The sequence below is a fragment of the Robiginitalea biformata HTCC2501 genome, from assembly GCF_000024125.1.
GTDB classification, from domain to species: Bacteria; Bacteroidota; Bacteroidia; order Flavobacteriales; family Flavobacteriaceae; genus Robiginitalea; species Robiginitalea biformata.
Genome location: NC_013222.1, coordinates 2,522,857 through 2,538,142 on the forward strand (window position 1 = coordinate 2,522,857; position 15,286 = coordinate 2,538,142).

At 55.1% G+C, this 15,286-nt stretch carries 12 protein-coding genes and 1 pseudogene; 4 read left to right on the plus strand and 9 right to left on the minus strand.

Annotated features, from left to right (window positions below; translation table 11 throughout):
- The first annotated feature begins 20 nt into the window (after positions 1-20).
- On the plus strand, positions 21-857 hold the full coding sequence (locus RB2501_RS11175) for a hypothetical protein (RefSeq protein ID WP_015754927.1): 837 nt from the start codon (positions 21-23) through the stop codon (positions 855-857).
- A gap of 114 nt (positions 858-971) precedes the next feature.
- Here the strand turns inward: RB2501_RS11175 and RB2501_RS11180 are convergent, their stop codons facing one another.
- Both RB2501_RS11180 and RB2501_RS11185 read right to left on the minus strand, forming a co-directional pair.
- On the minus strand, positions 972-1,400 hold the full coding sequence (locus RB2501_RS11180) for an FKBP-type peptidyl-prolyl cis-trans isomerase (protein ID WP_041327213.1): 429 nt from the start codon (positions 1,398-1,400) through the stop codon (positions 972-974).
- Between the two features lie 139 nt (positions 1,401-1,539).
- Entirely contained in the window at positions 1,540-2,235 is a 696-nt protein-coding gene (locus RB2501_RS11185) for a protein-L-isoaspartate(D-aspartate) O-methyltransferase (protein WP_015754929.1), read from the minus strand.
- A gap of 109 nt (positions 2,236-2,344) precedes the next feature.
- Here RB2501_RS11185 and RB2501_RS11190 point away from each other — a divergent pair, with 109 nt between their 5' ends.
- Positions 2,345-4,573, plus strand: a complete 2,229-nt coding sequence (locus RB2501_RS11190; RefSeq protein ID WP_015754930.1) for a DUF5916 domain-containing protein — start codon at positions 2,345-2,347, stop codon at positions 4,571-4,573.
- Between the two features lie 29 nt (positions 4,574-4,602).
- Here RB2501_RS11190 and RB2501_RS11195 read toward each other — a convergent pair whose 3' ends face one another.
- Both RB2501_RS11195 and RB2501_RS11200 read right to left on the minus strand, forming a co-directional pair.
- Positions 4,603-5,535, minus strand: a complete 933-nt coding sequence (locus RB2501_RS11195; protein ID WP_015754931.1) for an EamA family transporter — start codon at positions 5,533-5,535, stop codon at positions 4,603-4,605.
- 53 nt (positions 5,536-5,588) lie between these two features.
- The gene (locus RB2501_RS11200; protein ID WP_015754932.1) at positions 5,589-6,785 is read right to left on the minus strand and encodes a PQQ-dependent sugar dehydrogenase; all 1,197 of its coding nucleotides are present in this window, start codon (positions 6,783-6,785) and stop codon (positions 5,589-5,591) included.
- A gap of 172 nt (positions 6,786-6,957) precedes the next feature.
- Between RB2501_RS11200 and treS the strand changes: the two genes are divergently transcribed.
- On the plus strand, positions 6,958-10,278 hold the full coding sequence (gene treS / locus RB2501_RS11205; protein WP_015754934.1) for a maltose alpha-D-glucosyltransferase: 3,321 nt from the start codon (positions 6,958-6,960) through the stop codon (positions 10,276-10,278).
- Here the strand turns inward: treS and RB2501_RS16025 are convergent.
- The 4 genes and pseudogenes from RB2501_RS16025 to RB2501_RS11220 form a co-directional block, all read right to left on the minus strand.
- A pseudogene (locus RB2501_RS16025) lies at positions 10,268-10,441 on the minus strand (NAD(P)-dependent alcohol dehydrogenase); the annotation flags it as partial. The gene treS and the pseudogene RB2501_RS16025 overlap by 11 nt on opposite strands.
- Positions 10,442-10,495: 54 nt before the next feature.
- A complete protein-coding gene (locus RB2501_RS11210; RefSeq protein WP_015754936.1) occupies positions 10,496-10,912 on the minus strand; it encodes an OsmC family protein in 417 nt (138 codons plus the stop codon).
- Positions 10,913-11,710: 798 nt separating this feature from the next.
- Positions 11,711-11,938, minus strand: coding sequence for a hypothetical protein (locus RB2501_RS11215; RefSeq protein WP_015754938.1), 228 nt, complete (start codon positions 11,936-11,938; stop codon positions 11,711-11,713).
- Positions 11,939-12,170: 232 nt separating this feature from the next.
- Positions 12,171-12,926, minus strand: coding sequence for an SDR family NAD(P)-dependent oxidoreductase (locus RB2501_RS11220; protein WP_015754939.1), 756 nt, complete (start codon positions 12,924-12,926; stop codon positions 12,171-12,173).
- A gap of 281 nt (positions 12,927-13,207) precedes the next feature.
- Between RB2501_RS11220 and RB2501_RS11225 the strand changes: the two genes are divergently transcribed.
- On the plus strand, positions 13,208-13,756 hold the full coding sequence (locus RB2501_RS11225) for a hypothetical protein (protein WP_148214357.1): 549 nt from the start codon (positions 13,208-13,210) through the stop codon (positions 13,754-13,756).
- Here RB2501_RS11225 and RB2501_RS11230 read toward each other — a convergent pair.
- The gene (locus RB2501_RS11230) at positions 13,732-15,282 is read right to left on the minus strand and encodes a GH3 family domain-containing protein (RefSeq protein ID WP_015754941.1); all 1,551 of its coding nucleotides are present in this window, start codon (positions 15,280-15,282) and stop codon (positions 13,732-13,734) included. The genes RB2501_RS11225 and RB2501_RS11230 overlap by 25 nt on opposite strands.
- Positions 15,283-15,286 lie beyond the last annotated feature (4 nt).

The following is a 15,286-nucleotide window of genomic DNA, read 5'->3' on the forward strand; positions in this document are numbered from 1 at the left end:
ATTCGGAAAAAGATTCACAAATGAACCGACTGATTTTTAAGATAATAGCAGTTATCGGGCTTTTATACGCCCAGGTTGGATGCGCCCAAACGGCGCCGCGTCCGGATTTTGACCTCGAAAACGACCTGTTGCTCGCCCATTTTGACTGTAAAACGGATGTAGACGACGTACATAGCGTTGCGGCTACGGCCACCCTGTTGCGGCACCCGGATTTCAGGGAAGTCAGATACCATGCAGTTGCGGGTGCATACGGGGTTCAGGAAGGCCTTTATGTGCCGGCTGAGGAGCTCTTTGAAGCCGCTTTTGGCACCCATTGGTCGGATGCGCATGCCGATTTCGGGAAGGCCCTGCTGGAGGTGTACGCCGTCGTTTCAGGCACCCTAAGCCGGGGCGGGGACATCTGGATTCCCGAAGCCGGCCAGTCCGACTTTTCAGCGGCTCTTGTCCGCCAGGTCCGGCAGCGAAACCCGCAGATCGACACGCGGTCCCGGATTCATATTGTCCAGCACAGCGATTGGAACGAGCGGGTTACCTCCCCGGAAAGCCTGGCCTATGTCAGGGAGCATACGGATTATCGGAAAATACCCGACGGCAATGCAGAAGGGAACGGGACCCCCGGTTTCCGGAAGGACCAGGCGATAGCCTGGCGGGAACAGTTGAGTGACCCGGAACTCGTGGCGCTGTGGGAAAGCGCCCAGGCAATCGCCAACCGCTACAACGGAGCATCCGGCCGGTACCTGAATAAATCGATTGCGGCCGGCGGGCTCGATTTCTCGGATGTGTCCGAGACCTGCTGGATTTTTGGTTTGGAAGGCCTGGAGGATGCAAAAGCCTTCTTTGCCCGGCTCGCCCAGTAATGCAGATAGCTCGCCCAATATTGCAAATAAAAAAATAAACCCCGGGCCATCCCGGGGTTTATGCGATCGTCGTAAATGTATCCGGGCGGCCGTAAGCCACCGGAGCATCACTCATTACATGATGGCGACCACTTCCAGGTCAAAGACCAGGTCCTGACCGGCCAGCGGGTGGTTGGCATCCACAACAATATTGTCTTCATTGACCTCGGCTACACGGAGCTGCCGCTCGGAACCGTCTTGTCCGCGGGCCACGAGCCCCATGCCTACTTCCGGCTTGATGTTTTCAGGCAGTTCGGAATTCGGTACGGCCTGGAAAAGCTCTTTCCGGATTTCGCCATATGCTTCTTCTTTTGGAATGGTAATGGTCTTTTTTTCGTTGACCTCCATATCCACGAGGCCTTTTTCGAAACCGGGGATCAGGCTGCCCTCGCCGAGTTTCACCTCCATGGGCTCCCGCTCGAGGGAACTGTCAAATACCTCCCCGTTGGTCAGTTTTCCGGTGTAGTGCACCCGGACCATATCATTCGCTTTAACTTTACTCATAATTCAATTTTAAATGCAGAATATTTCCTAATAAGCTGCAAAGGTAGTGGCTCTAAACGCATTAGACGAAAAAATCCCCTTTTTTATACCTTTTTTATGGAATTTCCGGCGATTTTCACTGATCTCGGGATGATTTGATTCAATTTTCGCGTGTAAACGGTACAAATCGCACAGGCATCAACGACTCCCGAACGAGTTTTCCATTGCGCTTCTTGCGCAGAAGCACCAGGTCGCGGACCCCCTGATGCGGACCGACCGGAATGACCATCCGACCGCCTTCGGCTAACTGGTCTACCAGGGGCTGAGGAAGCGCTTCCGCTCCAGCGGTTACGATGATGGCATCAAACGGCGCCTGCCGGGGCCAACCGTGGTAGCCATCCCCGATACGCACCTGAATGTTTTCGTATCCAAGCGCCTGCAGCCTCTTGGCGGCTGCTTCTCCCAGGGGCTCCACAATCTCAATGGTATAGACGGAATCTACCAGTTCAGCCAAAACAGCTGCCTGATAGCTGGATCCCGTCCCGATCTCCAATACTTTATCGCTGCCCTTGAGGCGCAGTGCCTGGGTCATAAAGGCCACCATGTAGGGTTGTGAAATGGTCTGCCCCTCCCCGATTGGCAAGGGGGTGTCCGAATAGGCCTCAGCACGGTATTTTTCCGGGACAAACAAATGCCTGGGAACCTTGCGCAAGGCCCGCAGGACCGAGCCTTCTACAATGTCGCGGGACTGGAGCTGTTCCCGTACCATCCGCTGCCGGAGCTGCGGGAAGTCGGGTTGCCCCCAGAGCCCTTTCAGTACGCCCAGGCAGAGCGCCAGCGATATCAGGGACTTCATTTCAAACGCTTTTCTTAAAGATACAAAACAGCGGGAAAAGTCCTGTTGCACCGGGAGGGAACGGCTTCGGATTTAATTTTATATTTACCGGATAACCAACTGACTTCAGATGCATTTTTTTCGCCCCTGCTTCATCGCCCTGGCCGCCTGCCTGGTCTGCATACCTGCAAATGCCCAGGAGGCCATTCAGCCCGATACCACCAACCAGCAGCGCCCCGCCTATGAGGCCGTCGCCCTCGATGAGGAACCCGTGGTGGACGGGGATGTTCTGGGCGACCCGGTCTGGCAGGCCATTCCGGCCACGGAGGGACTCCGGCAGATCCGGCCGAATTACGGCCAGCCGGTTTCCGAGCGCACAGCGGTGCGGGTGGCCTACAGCCGATCCACGTTTTACCTTTCCGTGGTTTGCTATGATTCGGAACCGGACAAGATCGTGGTATCCGATTCCCGTCGTGATGCCGACCTGAACGACGAAGACAGTTTCCTGTTTATCATCGACACGTATAACGACCGCCAGAACGGGTTTTTGTTCGGGACGAACCCCCAGGGGATGGAATACGATGCCCAGATCAATAACGAAGGAAAGGGCAATTTTAACGCCAATCGCCAGCAGGGCGGCGTTATTGGGGGCACCAATCTGAACTGGGATGCCGCCTGGACCGTGCGCACCCAGGTGGGGGATTTTGGGTGGAGCGCGGAATTCGCCATCCCGTTCCGCTCGCTGCGATTTGCCAGCGGGTCGGCCAAGAGCTGGGGGATGAATTTCCAGCGAAACATCGCCAAGAATACGGAGACAGCCTATTGGACCACCCTCCCGCTGGGCTTTGACCTGAAGCGGTTGTCTCTGGCCGGCCAGCTCAGCGGCCTGGATCTGGTAAACCCGGGCAACCTCAAACTAATCCCGTATGTCCTGGGCCGGGCCACCCGCGACCGGAGCATGGACCCTATCGAAACCGACACGGATTTTGAGGCCGGTGCCGACATTAAATACAGCATCACCCCCGGCCTGACCCTCGACTTGACGTACAACACGGATTTTGCCCAGGTGGAGGTGGACGACCAGCAGGTAAACCTGGACCGGTTCAATCTGTTCTTCCCGGAGAAGCGCGCCTTTTTCCTGGAAAACGCCGGCCAGTTTACCGTAGGGAGCCCCGGGGAGGTAGACCTGTTTTTCAGCCGTCGAATTGGCCTGGGGGACGACGGCAGCGTGGTGCCCATCATCGGCGGGGCCAGGCTGTCCGGTAAGGTCGGGAATACCAACGTGGGCTTGCTCAGTATGTTTACGGAAGATGTGGAGGAAGCGGGGATTGAAGAGAACAATTTTTCCGTGGCCCGGGTTAACCACAACTTCCCGGGAACGCGCTCTTCCCTCGGGGGGATTTTTGTGAGCCGTTCGGGGCTCGGGGCCACGGATGACGATTACAACCGGGTGTACGCCATTGACGGTAAATGGGGAATCGGCAACAAGGCCGAGGTCAACGGGTATGTTGCCAAGAGCACCACTCCGGGCATCGAATCGAACGACCACGCGTTTAAACTCCTGGCCAACTACGACTGGAACGGGTGGAACGTGAGCGCCGGTTATACCGAAGTGGGCGAAGGTTTTAACCCGGAAGTCGGGTTTTTACAGCGTACCGCCTTCCGAAAACCCGAACTCCTGCTGTTCAAGGCGCACCGCTTTAAGGATGCCGGGCAACTGCTCGAAATCCGCCCGCATACCTCGTACCGGGGTTACTGGGACTTTGACGGCAACCAGCAAACCGGTTTCTGGCACATCGACAACCACTGGGTATTCCGCAGCGGTTTTGAAGTGCACACGGGCATCAACCTCACCTACGAACAGGTGTTCCGGCCCTTTGATATTGCCGGGGTTACCGTGCCGGTTGGGGAATACCCGAACGAAGAGCTGCAACTGGTGGTGATCACCAACCCGAACAACGCCTTTTCCCTGAGTACCCGTACCTTTATCGGAGGGTATTTTGACGGGAAGCGCATCAGCAACAGCGGGACTGCCAATTATCGGGTGGGGGACAAATTCGTCTCCTCCCTGACCTTCAGCCACAACGATATCGGTTTAAGCAACGGGGACGTCACCGCCGTAGTGGGCGGCCTGCGCCTGGCCTATTCGTTTACCCCAAGGCTCTTTGTCCAAAGCCTGATCCAGCGGAACAACGTGTCGAACATCACTTCGGTGAATGCCCGCCTGGGATGGCTGCAAAGCGCCAATACCGGCCTCTTTGTGGTGTTGAACATTGTACGGGACGACGACCTGCCGGATGCCCTGGACAATCAGGTGCTGACCATCAAGTATACCCACCAGTTCGATATCCTGAAATAAGGCCGCACTCCGGCCCGGGCTTGCGGGCACTAACGGGCTACCCGGGATCTGCGAAATCGGCGGAGGCTGATGGTCTTGTGTTTTGTGCTGATAAAATAAACACCGGTGAGCAGCACCAGGGCAGCCACCACGGATTGTAATGTGATAGGCTCATCCAGGAAGTACCAGCCCAGGAGCATCGCCACAATCGGGTTTACGTAGGTGTTGGTCGACACTTTTTCGGGCGAAACCACCTTCAGCAGGAAGTTGAATGCCGTAAATGCCACAATGCTGCCAAAGAGAATCAGCAGCAGCATGGCCCAGAGCGTATCCGCCTGCCATTCCAGGGGGTTGCTCAGGGGCTCCCGGAAGCACAGGCTCATGACCAGCAGCATCCCTCCGCCCATTAGCATCTGGTAACCCGTGTTTACGAAGGAATTCCCGGGTAAATCAGCCTTGCCAACAAACAGGCTCCCATAGGCCCATGCCACCATGGCGGCAAAGATCATGAGAATCCCGATCCAGGCGTCCGGGTGCCGCGTGGTGGCGTCCTGGCTTACGAGCAGGTAGATCCCGAGAATCCCCAGGGCTACACCCACCAGGGAGATGGGGCGCAGCCGATGGCCCTGCAGGAGCCACATCAGGAGCATCACGAGCAGGGGCTGGGCCGCAATGATCAGGGCAGCAAAATTCGTATCCACGAATTTCAATGCCCAAACCACCATCCCGTTGCCGAAACTCAAAAAAAGGAACCCCGCTAGTCCCGTGTTCAGCAACTGGCGCCGCGTAATGCCCAGTTTTTTTCCCATCAGGGCCGCTATTCCAAAAATCAAAACCCCGGCAATCACAAAACGGATGCCGGCCAGTAAAAAAGGAGGCAGTTCGTCCACGGCCACCTTATTGAGCAGGTAGGTAGACCCCCAGATAACGTAAATAGCGAAAAATGCCGCAAAGATGAGCGGGGCCTGGGATCGGTTTTCCATGGCGCAATATTAATGCAAACCCCGCTTTCAATCGGCAAGGCGCCCGAACAATTTTATTCGGCTGAAGCCATCTCCTGTCCGTCGTAGACAATCCGGTAAATGGCATTCCCGAAATCGTCGGAAACCAGTAGCGATCCGTCTTCCAGAAACATCAGGTCTACCGGCCGGCCCCAGCGGGTCTGGTTCTCGTGGTTGAGCCACCCGTCAATAAAGGGTTCATATCCAACCGATTCGCCATCCTTTAGCTTCACCAGGGTCAGGCGGTATCCCGATTTTTCGCTGCGGTTCCAGGAGCCGTGTTCGGCAATGAGCAGGTGGCCCTGATAAGCCTCCGGGAACATGTCCCCAGAAACGAATTTAACGCCCAGGGGAGCTACGTGGGCGCCCAGGTTTTGCACCGGGGCGACAAAATCGTCACAGGGTCGCTGGTCGCCGAAGTCCGGGTCGGGAATTGTCCCTCCATGGCAAAAGGGATATCCGAAATGCTGCCCCGTTTCCGTAACCCGGTTCAGTTCACAGGGCGGGATGTCGTCCCCCATCATATCCCTGCCGTTGTCGGTGAACCAAAGTTCTTCCGTTTCAGGGTGCCAGGTAAATCCCACGGTATTGCGGACCCCCCGGGCCACAATTTCCCGATTGCTGCCATCCGGGTCCATCCGCGTGATGGTTGCAAACCGTTCATCCACTGAAGTACTGTCGCAGATGTTGCAGGGTGCCCCCACAGGCACGTACAGCTTGTCGTCCGGTCCAAAGGCGATGTATTTCCAGCCATGGTGGAATTTATCCGGGTAATCGTCATACACAACCACGGGGTCCGGCGGGTTGTCCAGCCGGTCTTCAATGCCATCGAAACGCAACAACCGGTCTACCTGGGCCACATACAGGGAGCCGTTCCGGAAGGCTACCCCGTTGGGTACCTCCAGGGTGGTATCCAGGACAATGGTCCGGTCTGCCCGGTAATCGCCGTCTTCGTCTACCAGGGCATAGAGCTTGTTGGTCCCCCGCGTACCCACAAACAGGGTCCCCTTGTCGCCCATCGCCATCGAACGGGCGCCCTCCAGGTCTTCCGCAAAGGTATGGGCGTAGAAGCCCGGCGGCAGGTTCAGGCTGTCCAGGGGCAGGTTCGAGGTAAACTCCGGACGCGCTTTGGTTGCGTCCTCCGGTTGTTTGGGATCCTCCCCGCAGCCAGCCAGCAGGAGCAAAGCCAGGCAGGCAGTTCCGTAAAGTGTCAAATGGTGTTTCAAATCCATGGTGTAAATTTTCCCCTAAAATACAACATACGCCCCGCAATTGCAGATGCCGGCTAAACTATCCGGCTGCGGGCTTCAGGTTCCCGGGGGGAATTCGTAAATTTTGCGGCATCCACAAAGGCCGGGGAGAAATCCCCGGACTTTGGCCAAATTAACATCGAAACAAGGAACTGTGAGTAAAGGGATTAAAATTGACGATGAGAAACACTGGTATAAAGATGCCATAATCTACGAATTGCATATCAAGGCATTTTTTGACAGCAACGGGGATGGAATCGGGGATTTTCAGGGCCTGATCCAGAAACTGGACTATCTTGAGGACCTCGGGGTTACGGCCATCTGGGTCCTCCCCTTCTACCCTTCCCCACTGCGGGACGACGGTTACGACATCGCCGATTACTACAATATCAACCCCTCCTACGGAAAACTCAGGGACTTCAAGCGGTTTATCCGCGAAGCGCACAACCGCGGACTCAAGGTGATTACCGAGTTGGTAATCAACCATACCTCCGACCAGCACCCCTGGTTCCAGCGCGCCCGGAAGGCACCCCCCGGTTCCCGCCACAGGGATTACTACGTATGGAGTGACGACCCTGGAAAATACAAAGATGTCCGCATCATCTTCACGGATACCGAACCCTCCAACTGGACCTGGGACCCGGAGGCCAAAGCCTATTTCTGGCATCGGTTCTTTTCCCACCAGCCCGACCTGAATTTCGACAGCCCGGACGTACAGCAGGAGGTCTTCGACATTATGGATTTCTGGTGCGAACTGGGAGTGGATGGATTCCGGCTGGATGCAGTCCCCTACTTGTTCGAACGGGAGGGCACCAATTGTGAAAACCTGCCCCAGACCCATGAATTCCTCAAAAAACTCCGGGCACATATCGACAGCAAGTACGACAACAAGCTCTTTCTGGCCGAGGCGAATATGTGGCCCGAAGACAGTGCGGCTTATTTTGGCAAGGGCGATGAATGCCATATGAATTACCACTTCCCGATTATGCCGCGCATGTTCATGGCATTGAAAATGGAGGACCGCTACCCGATCATCGACATCATCGACCAGACTCCGGAAATTCCCCCAACCTGCCAATGGGCCATCTTCCTGAGGAACCACGATGAATTAACCCTGGAGATGGTAACCGACGAGGAACGGGATTACATGTATAAGGTTTACACCAAAGACCCCCAGGCCAAGATCAATGTGGGGATCCGCCACCGCCTGGCACCCCTGCTGGAAAACAACCGAAGCAAGATCGAGCTGATGAATGTACTCCTGTTTTCCCTTCCGGGTACGCCGGTCATCTACTACGGGGACGAAATCGGCATGGGGGACAATTTTTACCTGGGAGACCGGGACGGCGTTCGCACCCCCATGCAGTGGACCGGGGACCGCAATGCGGGTTTTTCCACTGCAAATCCCCATAAACTGTACCTCCCGACCATCATCGATCCGGAATACAAATACGAGGCGGTCAATGTGGAGTCCCAGCAAATCAACAGTTCCTCCCTCCTTTGGTGGATGAAGCGGATTATCGGCATGAGGAAACGCTACAAGGCGTTCGGGCGGGGGAACATAGAGTTCCTGGCCCCGGCCAACGCAAAGATAATCGCATTTATCCGGGCTTATGAAGGGGAACAGATACTCGTATTGTGCAACCTGTCGCGTTTTGCCCAGGCCGCCGACCTGGAACTCGGAACATTCGAAGGGCATACCCCGGTGGAGGTTTTCAGCCGGAACCGTTTTCCGCGAATCGGCCGGGAACCGTATTTGTTTACCCTGGCGCCTTTCGGCTACTATTGGCTCTCACTGGAGCAGGACGAACGCCTGGTGGAAGCCGGCCCCCCGCCCCGCTTAAAAGCCGACAAATGGAGTGGCCTGATGTCGAAGCCCCTTCGGAAAAAACTCCAGGAGGAAGTATTGCCGCGCTATCTGGATAACGCAGACTGGTACGCCGGGAGGAACCGGATTCGACAGAGCCTGGAAATCCGCAATTCGGCCGCCTTGCCCCTTCGCGGCTTGCCGAGCCGGTGGCTCGTGGTAAAAACCAGTTATAACGACGGCCTGCCGGAACACTACCAGTTGCTGGTGGCGTGGATCCCGGAGGCCCGGCGGGAAGCCCTTCGCGACCTGCCGGATGCAGCGATACTCGCAGAGATGCAGCTCGGTTCGGAACCCGGTGTCCTCATCGATGCCATTTACGAGGAGCCTTTCCGGATGGCCCTTCTGCAATGGGTGCGGCAGGGGAAAAGATTCGAAACTGACGGGGGCGAACTGCACTTCAGCCGCGGCAAAAGGAAATTCCCGGCCCCTTCGGACCCCATGAAATCCCGGATCCTGCCTTCCGGCCAGACGTTCAGTTCCCTGCAATACGACGACCGCTACCACCTGAAACTCTATCGCCGACTGGACGATACGCTCAACCCGGATCTGGAACTCGCCCATTTCCTCTCGGAGGAAACCACGTATGAGCATGTCCCGGATTATCTGGGGGCAGTGACCTTTTCAGCAGCGGGAAGGACTACGCTGGCCCTGGGATTGGCCCAGGAACTCGACCCCAGCCAGGGGACGGCCTGGGAATATACCCGGGATGCCTTCCACATGTTTTTTGAACGGGCCCTGGCAGCCGGGGAGGAAACTAAATTCAAGCCACCAAAAGGCGGCCTGACGGATCCGTTGCGTTTCGAAGACCTTCCGGAACTGTTGAAAGATCTGATGGGGAGCGCCCTGCCCGAACGCATTGTGCAACTGGGAGAGCGCACGGCCGGACTGCACCGGGCCCTGGCGTCCCAACCCGGGCGGGAAGGCTTTGAACACGAGGCCTTTTCCCTGCACTACCAGCGCTCGGTCTATTCCTCCCTGCAGGGATTGACCCGGGATGCATTTGACAAGCTTAGGAAATCCCTCAAGCGGCTCCCCGAGGAAATCCAGGAGGAAGCCCGGGAGGTGCTGGGCCTGAAGAACGACGTCCTCCAGTGTTTCAAACGGATATTCTCCCATAAAATGGAGGCGGTTAAAATCCGAACACATGGGGATTTCCACCTCGACCAGGTCTTGTGGACCGGTCGGGATTTCCTGATTCGGAATTTTGAGGGCGAGCCCATGCGGCCTTTCTCGGAACGCAGATTGAAGCGCTCCCCCCTAAGGGACGTCGCGGCCATGATCCGTTCGTTGCATTATGCAGTTTACGGCGCCTTACACGAAAGCGACTTGCTGGGCGGCGAAGGCAATGAAATTCAGGAATACTGGGCGCAAATATGGAATCGGGCCAGTACGAGGCTCTACCTGAGCGGATACCTGAAATCCCTGGACGGTCCGGGCTTTATCCCCGAGGACCCCGACGACTACCGCATCCTGTTGGAAACCTTCCTGCTGGAAAAGGCGGTGTACGAACTCGGGTATGAACTGGAACACCGCCCGGACTGGGTGTTGATCCCATTGAGAGGAATTCGTTCCGTGCTCCGGGAAGCCGGGTTTCTCAGTTCCTGAGGGCCTTCATGTCGATCACAAACCGGTATTTGACATCGGCTTCGATGACGCGCATGCAAGCATCGTTGATGTCCTGCATGCGAATTAGTTCAATGTCAGAAGTAATCTGGTGTTTACCGCAAAAGTCAGGCATCTCCCGGGTCTGGGCCAGGCCACCGATCAGAAAGCGCGTAAGCCCTTGCGGATTTCAATTTTATAGCGTGCAATTTCTCTATCCTCAAACGAGTTGGGCTTCCAGGTGGATCTTTGCATTGAGGAGGTTGGAAATCGGGCACACTTCCTTTGCCTTCTGGGCGGTTTTTTCAAATGCCTCTGCCTGCATTCCGGGTACTTTCCCACGGAGGTTCAGGTGAATGTCGGTTACCTTCCCGTCCTCAAAATGGACTTCGGCCGAAACGTCCAGGCTATCTGGTGTGTACCCTTCTTCCCCAATGAGAAAACTGAGTTGCATGGCAAAACAACCTGCATGGGCTGCGCCGACCAGTTCTTCAGGATTCGTCCCTTTGGTATCTGCAAACCGGGTATTAAAGGAATAAGGGGTTTGTTCCAATACGCCGCTGGCACTGCTGAGGGTGCCGCTGCCTTCTTTGCCGCCCCCTTTCCACAGGGCGCTTGCTTTACGGGTAAATTTCATGGTTCTGTGTTATGGTTAAAAATATTTGCCCACGAGAACTGATGTCCTCCGCGGTTTAAAGCAAGATAATAAAAACGAAAGGTTCCCAAAGGCCTATGCTTCTTTTGAGGTGCCCGGCCATTCGATAACGCCTTAACCCGCGGGAACTCCTCCCTGTAACACTTCGGATTCCCGGTCGTCTTATCTATAAAGGCAAGCATGAAACGGCTCAACATGAATTACGATTGGCGACAGCTAACATACGACCGCAGGAATGGCTGGAACATTGGCCGTAAATTCCTTGCAGATACCGTATATTCGAGCAGGTAAAAGGCGGAAACCGCAATTCCCTGCCCCATGGAACAGGCATTTTTCGAAATGATCCTTTGGATACTGCTCACCTTTGTCCTGGCAGTACTACTCCCCGCTTGCCTAATCTGGTACCTCTACAGGAAATACCGCAACCGGCATCGCTAGGCCGTAACTTTCGGCCTGAATTCCCCTTCGATGGCATTCCTTCGTTTTTATTCGTTACTCACAGTTATACTACACCCCACCGGTGCGCAGCCACGGTACCATAGGGTTCATTCGGTGAAATTCTTAAATGTTTAACATAATAATATAAAGTTTAAACATTTATTGGCTATTCCCCGGGAATTCCAGGGCTATCCACGTGATTGATACGGTAGTGATGCCCGAGTAATTGTTGGGAGACTATTAAATTAAAACCGCCCGGATTGGGCGGTTTTTTATTTATACAACCATCACGAAACCGGGCAGCGTTATCGCCTACTACCTACCCGATTGACTCAGGGCTGGCTATACCTCGATGCGGCCCTGCAGGCGCTTTTCAACCTTGCGCTTAATGGCCGTGAGGTTTTTCATTACCTCCATCAGGTGCTGATCCCTTGTTTTCTTATACACTTCGTTAATCTCGAGAATGAGTTTCTTGAGGTCCCGGGAAGCCTGCACCCGATCGCTGGTCGTAATGCGCGACCATTTGCGGTTTTCGAATTCTGAAGCTTTTTGTAATAATTCGGTAGTCATGATACTGGTTCTGATTTTATAGCAATTCTCGAACCCGGCTGTTGGTCACGGTTTTTTTCCGCCTTTTTTCATGGCCGGAAATTAAAATACGGCCAATCCCCGACAACGATCCGCAACCCGGATTCCTTAAATAATTCCCCGAATTTAATATTTCTCTACAGACAGCTAAACACATTAACAAAAGTTTAATGTATTCGGCCTGAGGCGGCTAAAAGAACGGTTCTTTCCGACATCAATGCATATAACTCCCGGCATTCATATCGACGGTGGTGCCCGTGGCGTGGTCCATTTTGCCGCTGCACATAAAGGCCACCAGGGGGGCGATGTCCCCGGGAACCGTCAGGTTGGGCAAAGCGATTTCATCCTGCAGTATTTTCTCGCCTTTCTGGCGAATAAACGTTTCCGCCATTTCGGTACGGGTAAAACCCGGGGCAATGGTGAACGCCACGATCCGGTCCCGCCCGAAGGCTCGCGCCACGGATCGGGCCAGGGAAGTCAGCCCCCCCTTTGACGCGGCATATCCCAGAAAATCTTCGGTCTCACCCCGGAAGGCCGCCCGGCTCCCGATATAGACCAGTCGGCCGCCACCCCGCATTTTAAAATGCTCCAGGGCCAGTTTCGTAAGCAATCCGCAAGCGTCCAGGTTAATAGCCAGGGTCTTTCGCCATACCTGCCACCAATCTGCAGTTGCCATTTCCGGCGGGTGCGGCAGGAAAACACCTGCATTGAGCACCAAAGCATCCAGGTGGCCCAATGCCTCCAGGCTTTTACGGAAGAGTTCCTCTGTTTCCGCCGGGTTCTCGAGGTTGGCAGCGAGGGTCGCAACTTTCGAATCCGGATGTGCTTTGGCCAACGACTCGGCAGCTTCCCGGTTTTTGTTATAGTGGGCGATGATACGCCCCCCCTGCCCGAGAAGTTCCCGGGCTACCGCCGCTCCGATACCCTGGGAAGCCCCGGTAACCAGTATATTTTGTCCTTTCAGTTCCATCAGGCAGTTTCACGCTTAAATTTCTGTTGGGAAAGTAGGCAGATTGGACTGGAATTCCAATGGAAATTGACAGCGATGGGAATGCCCCGGGCGATACCCTTGTATTATTGCTGAATCAGCCGGGTAGCGTTCGGGATCCGTTAGATCTGGAATTCATTTCAAAAAAGGTCTTGAAAATAGCACAAACTGTCTACTTTTTTTCGTATTCTTTTAATCAAAATGATTCAGCTATCACAGATCCCAAATGGCAAACCCCCGGGATCTCAAATCATAAAACTGGCATGGCAAACCGCATCCCCGAATTCCTGACAACACCATTTCAGAGGGCCCGCTCTCAGTATCCCGAACTGGCCGGGGTCCGCATCCGTCTCAGACTGCTCAGTAGGCCCGGCCGATCTACCATGACAGCCCGTCCAACCTTTTGGTCGTTGTTTGCGGGCAGGAAGGCGCGCACCTACATCATCCGGATTAGTCCGACGGTTCAATTTGGAAATAAAACCGAATCATTGGCCGTTCTGCCGGCAGAGGTATTGGAGGGATGGTTTGCCCACGAATTGGGTCATGTAGTGGATTATTCGCGCTACAGCGGTTTTGGTTTGCTTGGGTTTGGCCTGAGATACCTGTTTTCCCCTTCCTTCAGGCGGGCTGCCGAATTCCGGGCAGATTACCACGCCGTATCGAACGGGTTACAGGAATCCATCCTGCGGACCAAGAATTTTATCCTGCACGAGGCGGACATACCCGAAGCCTATAAGGCCCGTATCCGGCGATTCTACAGTTCCCCGGAAGAAATCGAAGCCCTGGTTCAGGAGCTGGCTGCGGATTCCTGACCTGTACCCTGGTTCCGGACAAATTCCTCCCACTGGGAAAACTTATCGGGATCCATGACACGTTCCATCTTAACCTGTCCCCCCTTCTTTTTTTGCGACTCGTTCCAGCCGTAGAAGATTTCCGGGTCCACAACCTGTACCTTCACCCCCTCAAGCGCTTTGGACCTCGCCACCCGATAATTCTTATTGGCTTCCTGGAGGTGGTTGTCCAGGGAGGAGGCCAGTTCCTTTGAGTCTCTGGAATCCCGGCTGCCCAGGTACCAACAATGGTGAAATCCGTCGTCCAGGCGGATCGCCGCCAGGGTGTATTCCGGGATGGCCATGTCAAAGGTATTTTCCAGGTGCTGCACCCCGGCATCCAGTTTTTGCACCGATAATTGGGAGCCCACTGTGTTCAGGAAGAATTTGGTCCTTCCCGTAATATGGATTTCCGCCCGGCCGGTATCCGAGAATGCCACCGTGTCTCCGATCAGGTAACGCCATGCCCCCGAAACCGTACTAATTACCAGGGCGTAATCTGTATCGGCTTCCACCTGGTCCAGGCCCAGGCTGGGGGCCTCCTGCCGTATGCTCCCGTCTTCTTCCAGATTCTCGGGGACGAAAGGAACGAATTCAAAGTAAATTCCATTATCCGTGAGCAACTGCATTGCGTCGGTTTCCGGCCGGGTTTGCAGTGCCAGGAAACCTTCCGAAGCCAGATAGGTATCGATGACGGTAATTTCCCGGCCCATAAGCGACTGAAAACTCTTCCGGTACGGGCCAAAGGCCACCCCCCCGGAGGTATATACCCGAAGGTTGGGCCAGATTTCATGGATGTCCCGGAGCCCGTGGGTGTCGATGACCTTGCGAAGCATCAGTTCAATCCAGCTGGGGATACCGCTCAGAGCCCCGATGTCCCAATCAGAGGCACGGTCGGCAATTCGCTGAACGCGGTCGTCCCAGTCGTCGATCCGGGCAATTTCCTCCCCGGGTTTATAGTAACTCCGGAACCAAAAGGGAATATTCCCGGCACTGATACCTGAAATCTCGCCTTCTCGAAATTCCCCCTGCTCCTGTAAATCCGTGGAGCTCCCGAGCATCAGAATCTCTTTTTCGAAGAATTCCGAAGGCAGGTCAAAGTTGCGCAGGGATAATACCTGCCGGATCCCGGCATTTCGGATGCTCTTGATCATCTCGTCGGTTACCGGGATCCGCTTACTGCTGCTGCCGGTGGTCCCGGATGAGAGCGCATAGTAATCCGGTTTGCCCGGCCAACTGATATCCGGGGATCCGTCCAGCTGTTTTTTCCACCAGCCCTCGTGCATCCGGTTGTAGTCAAAATAGGGTACCTGTTCCCGGAATGCCTTGCGTATGTCGTCGGCCCCTAATAAGGCATCAAACCCATGGTGTTTCCCAAATGCCGTATCCCTCGCCTTCTCAAGCAAGCTGCGCAGTTGCGACTCCTGTTGATCCAAGTGGTTCTGATCCGGTTTTATGATGGCCCCGGCCTCGATGGCCTTCTTGATGATAGCTCCCAGTAATGGCATATGT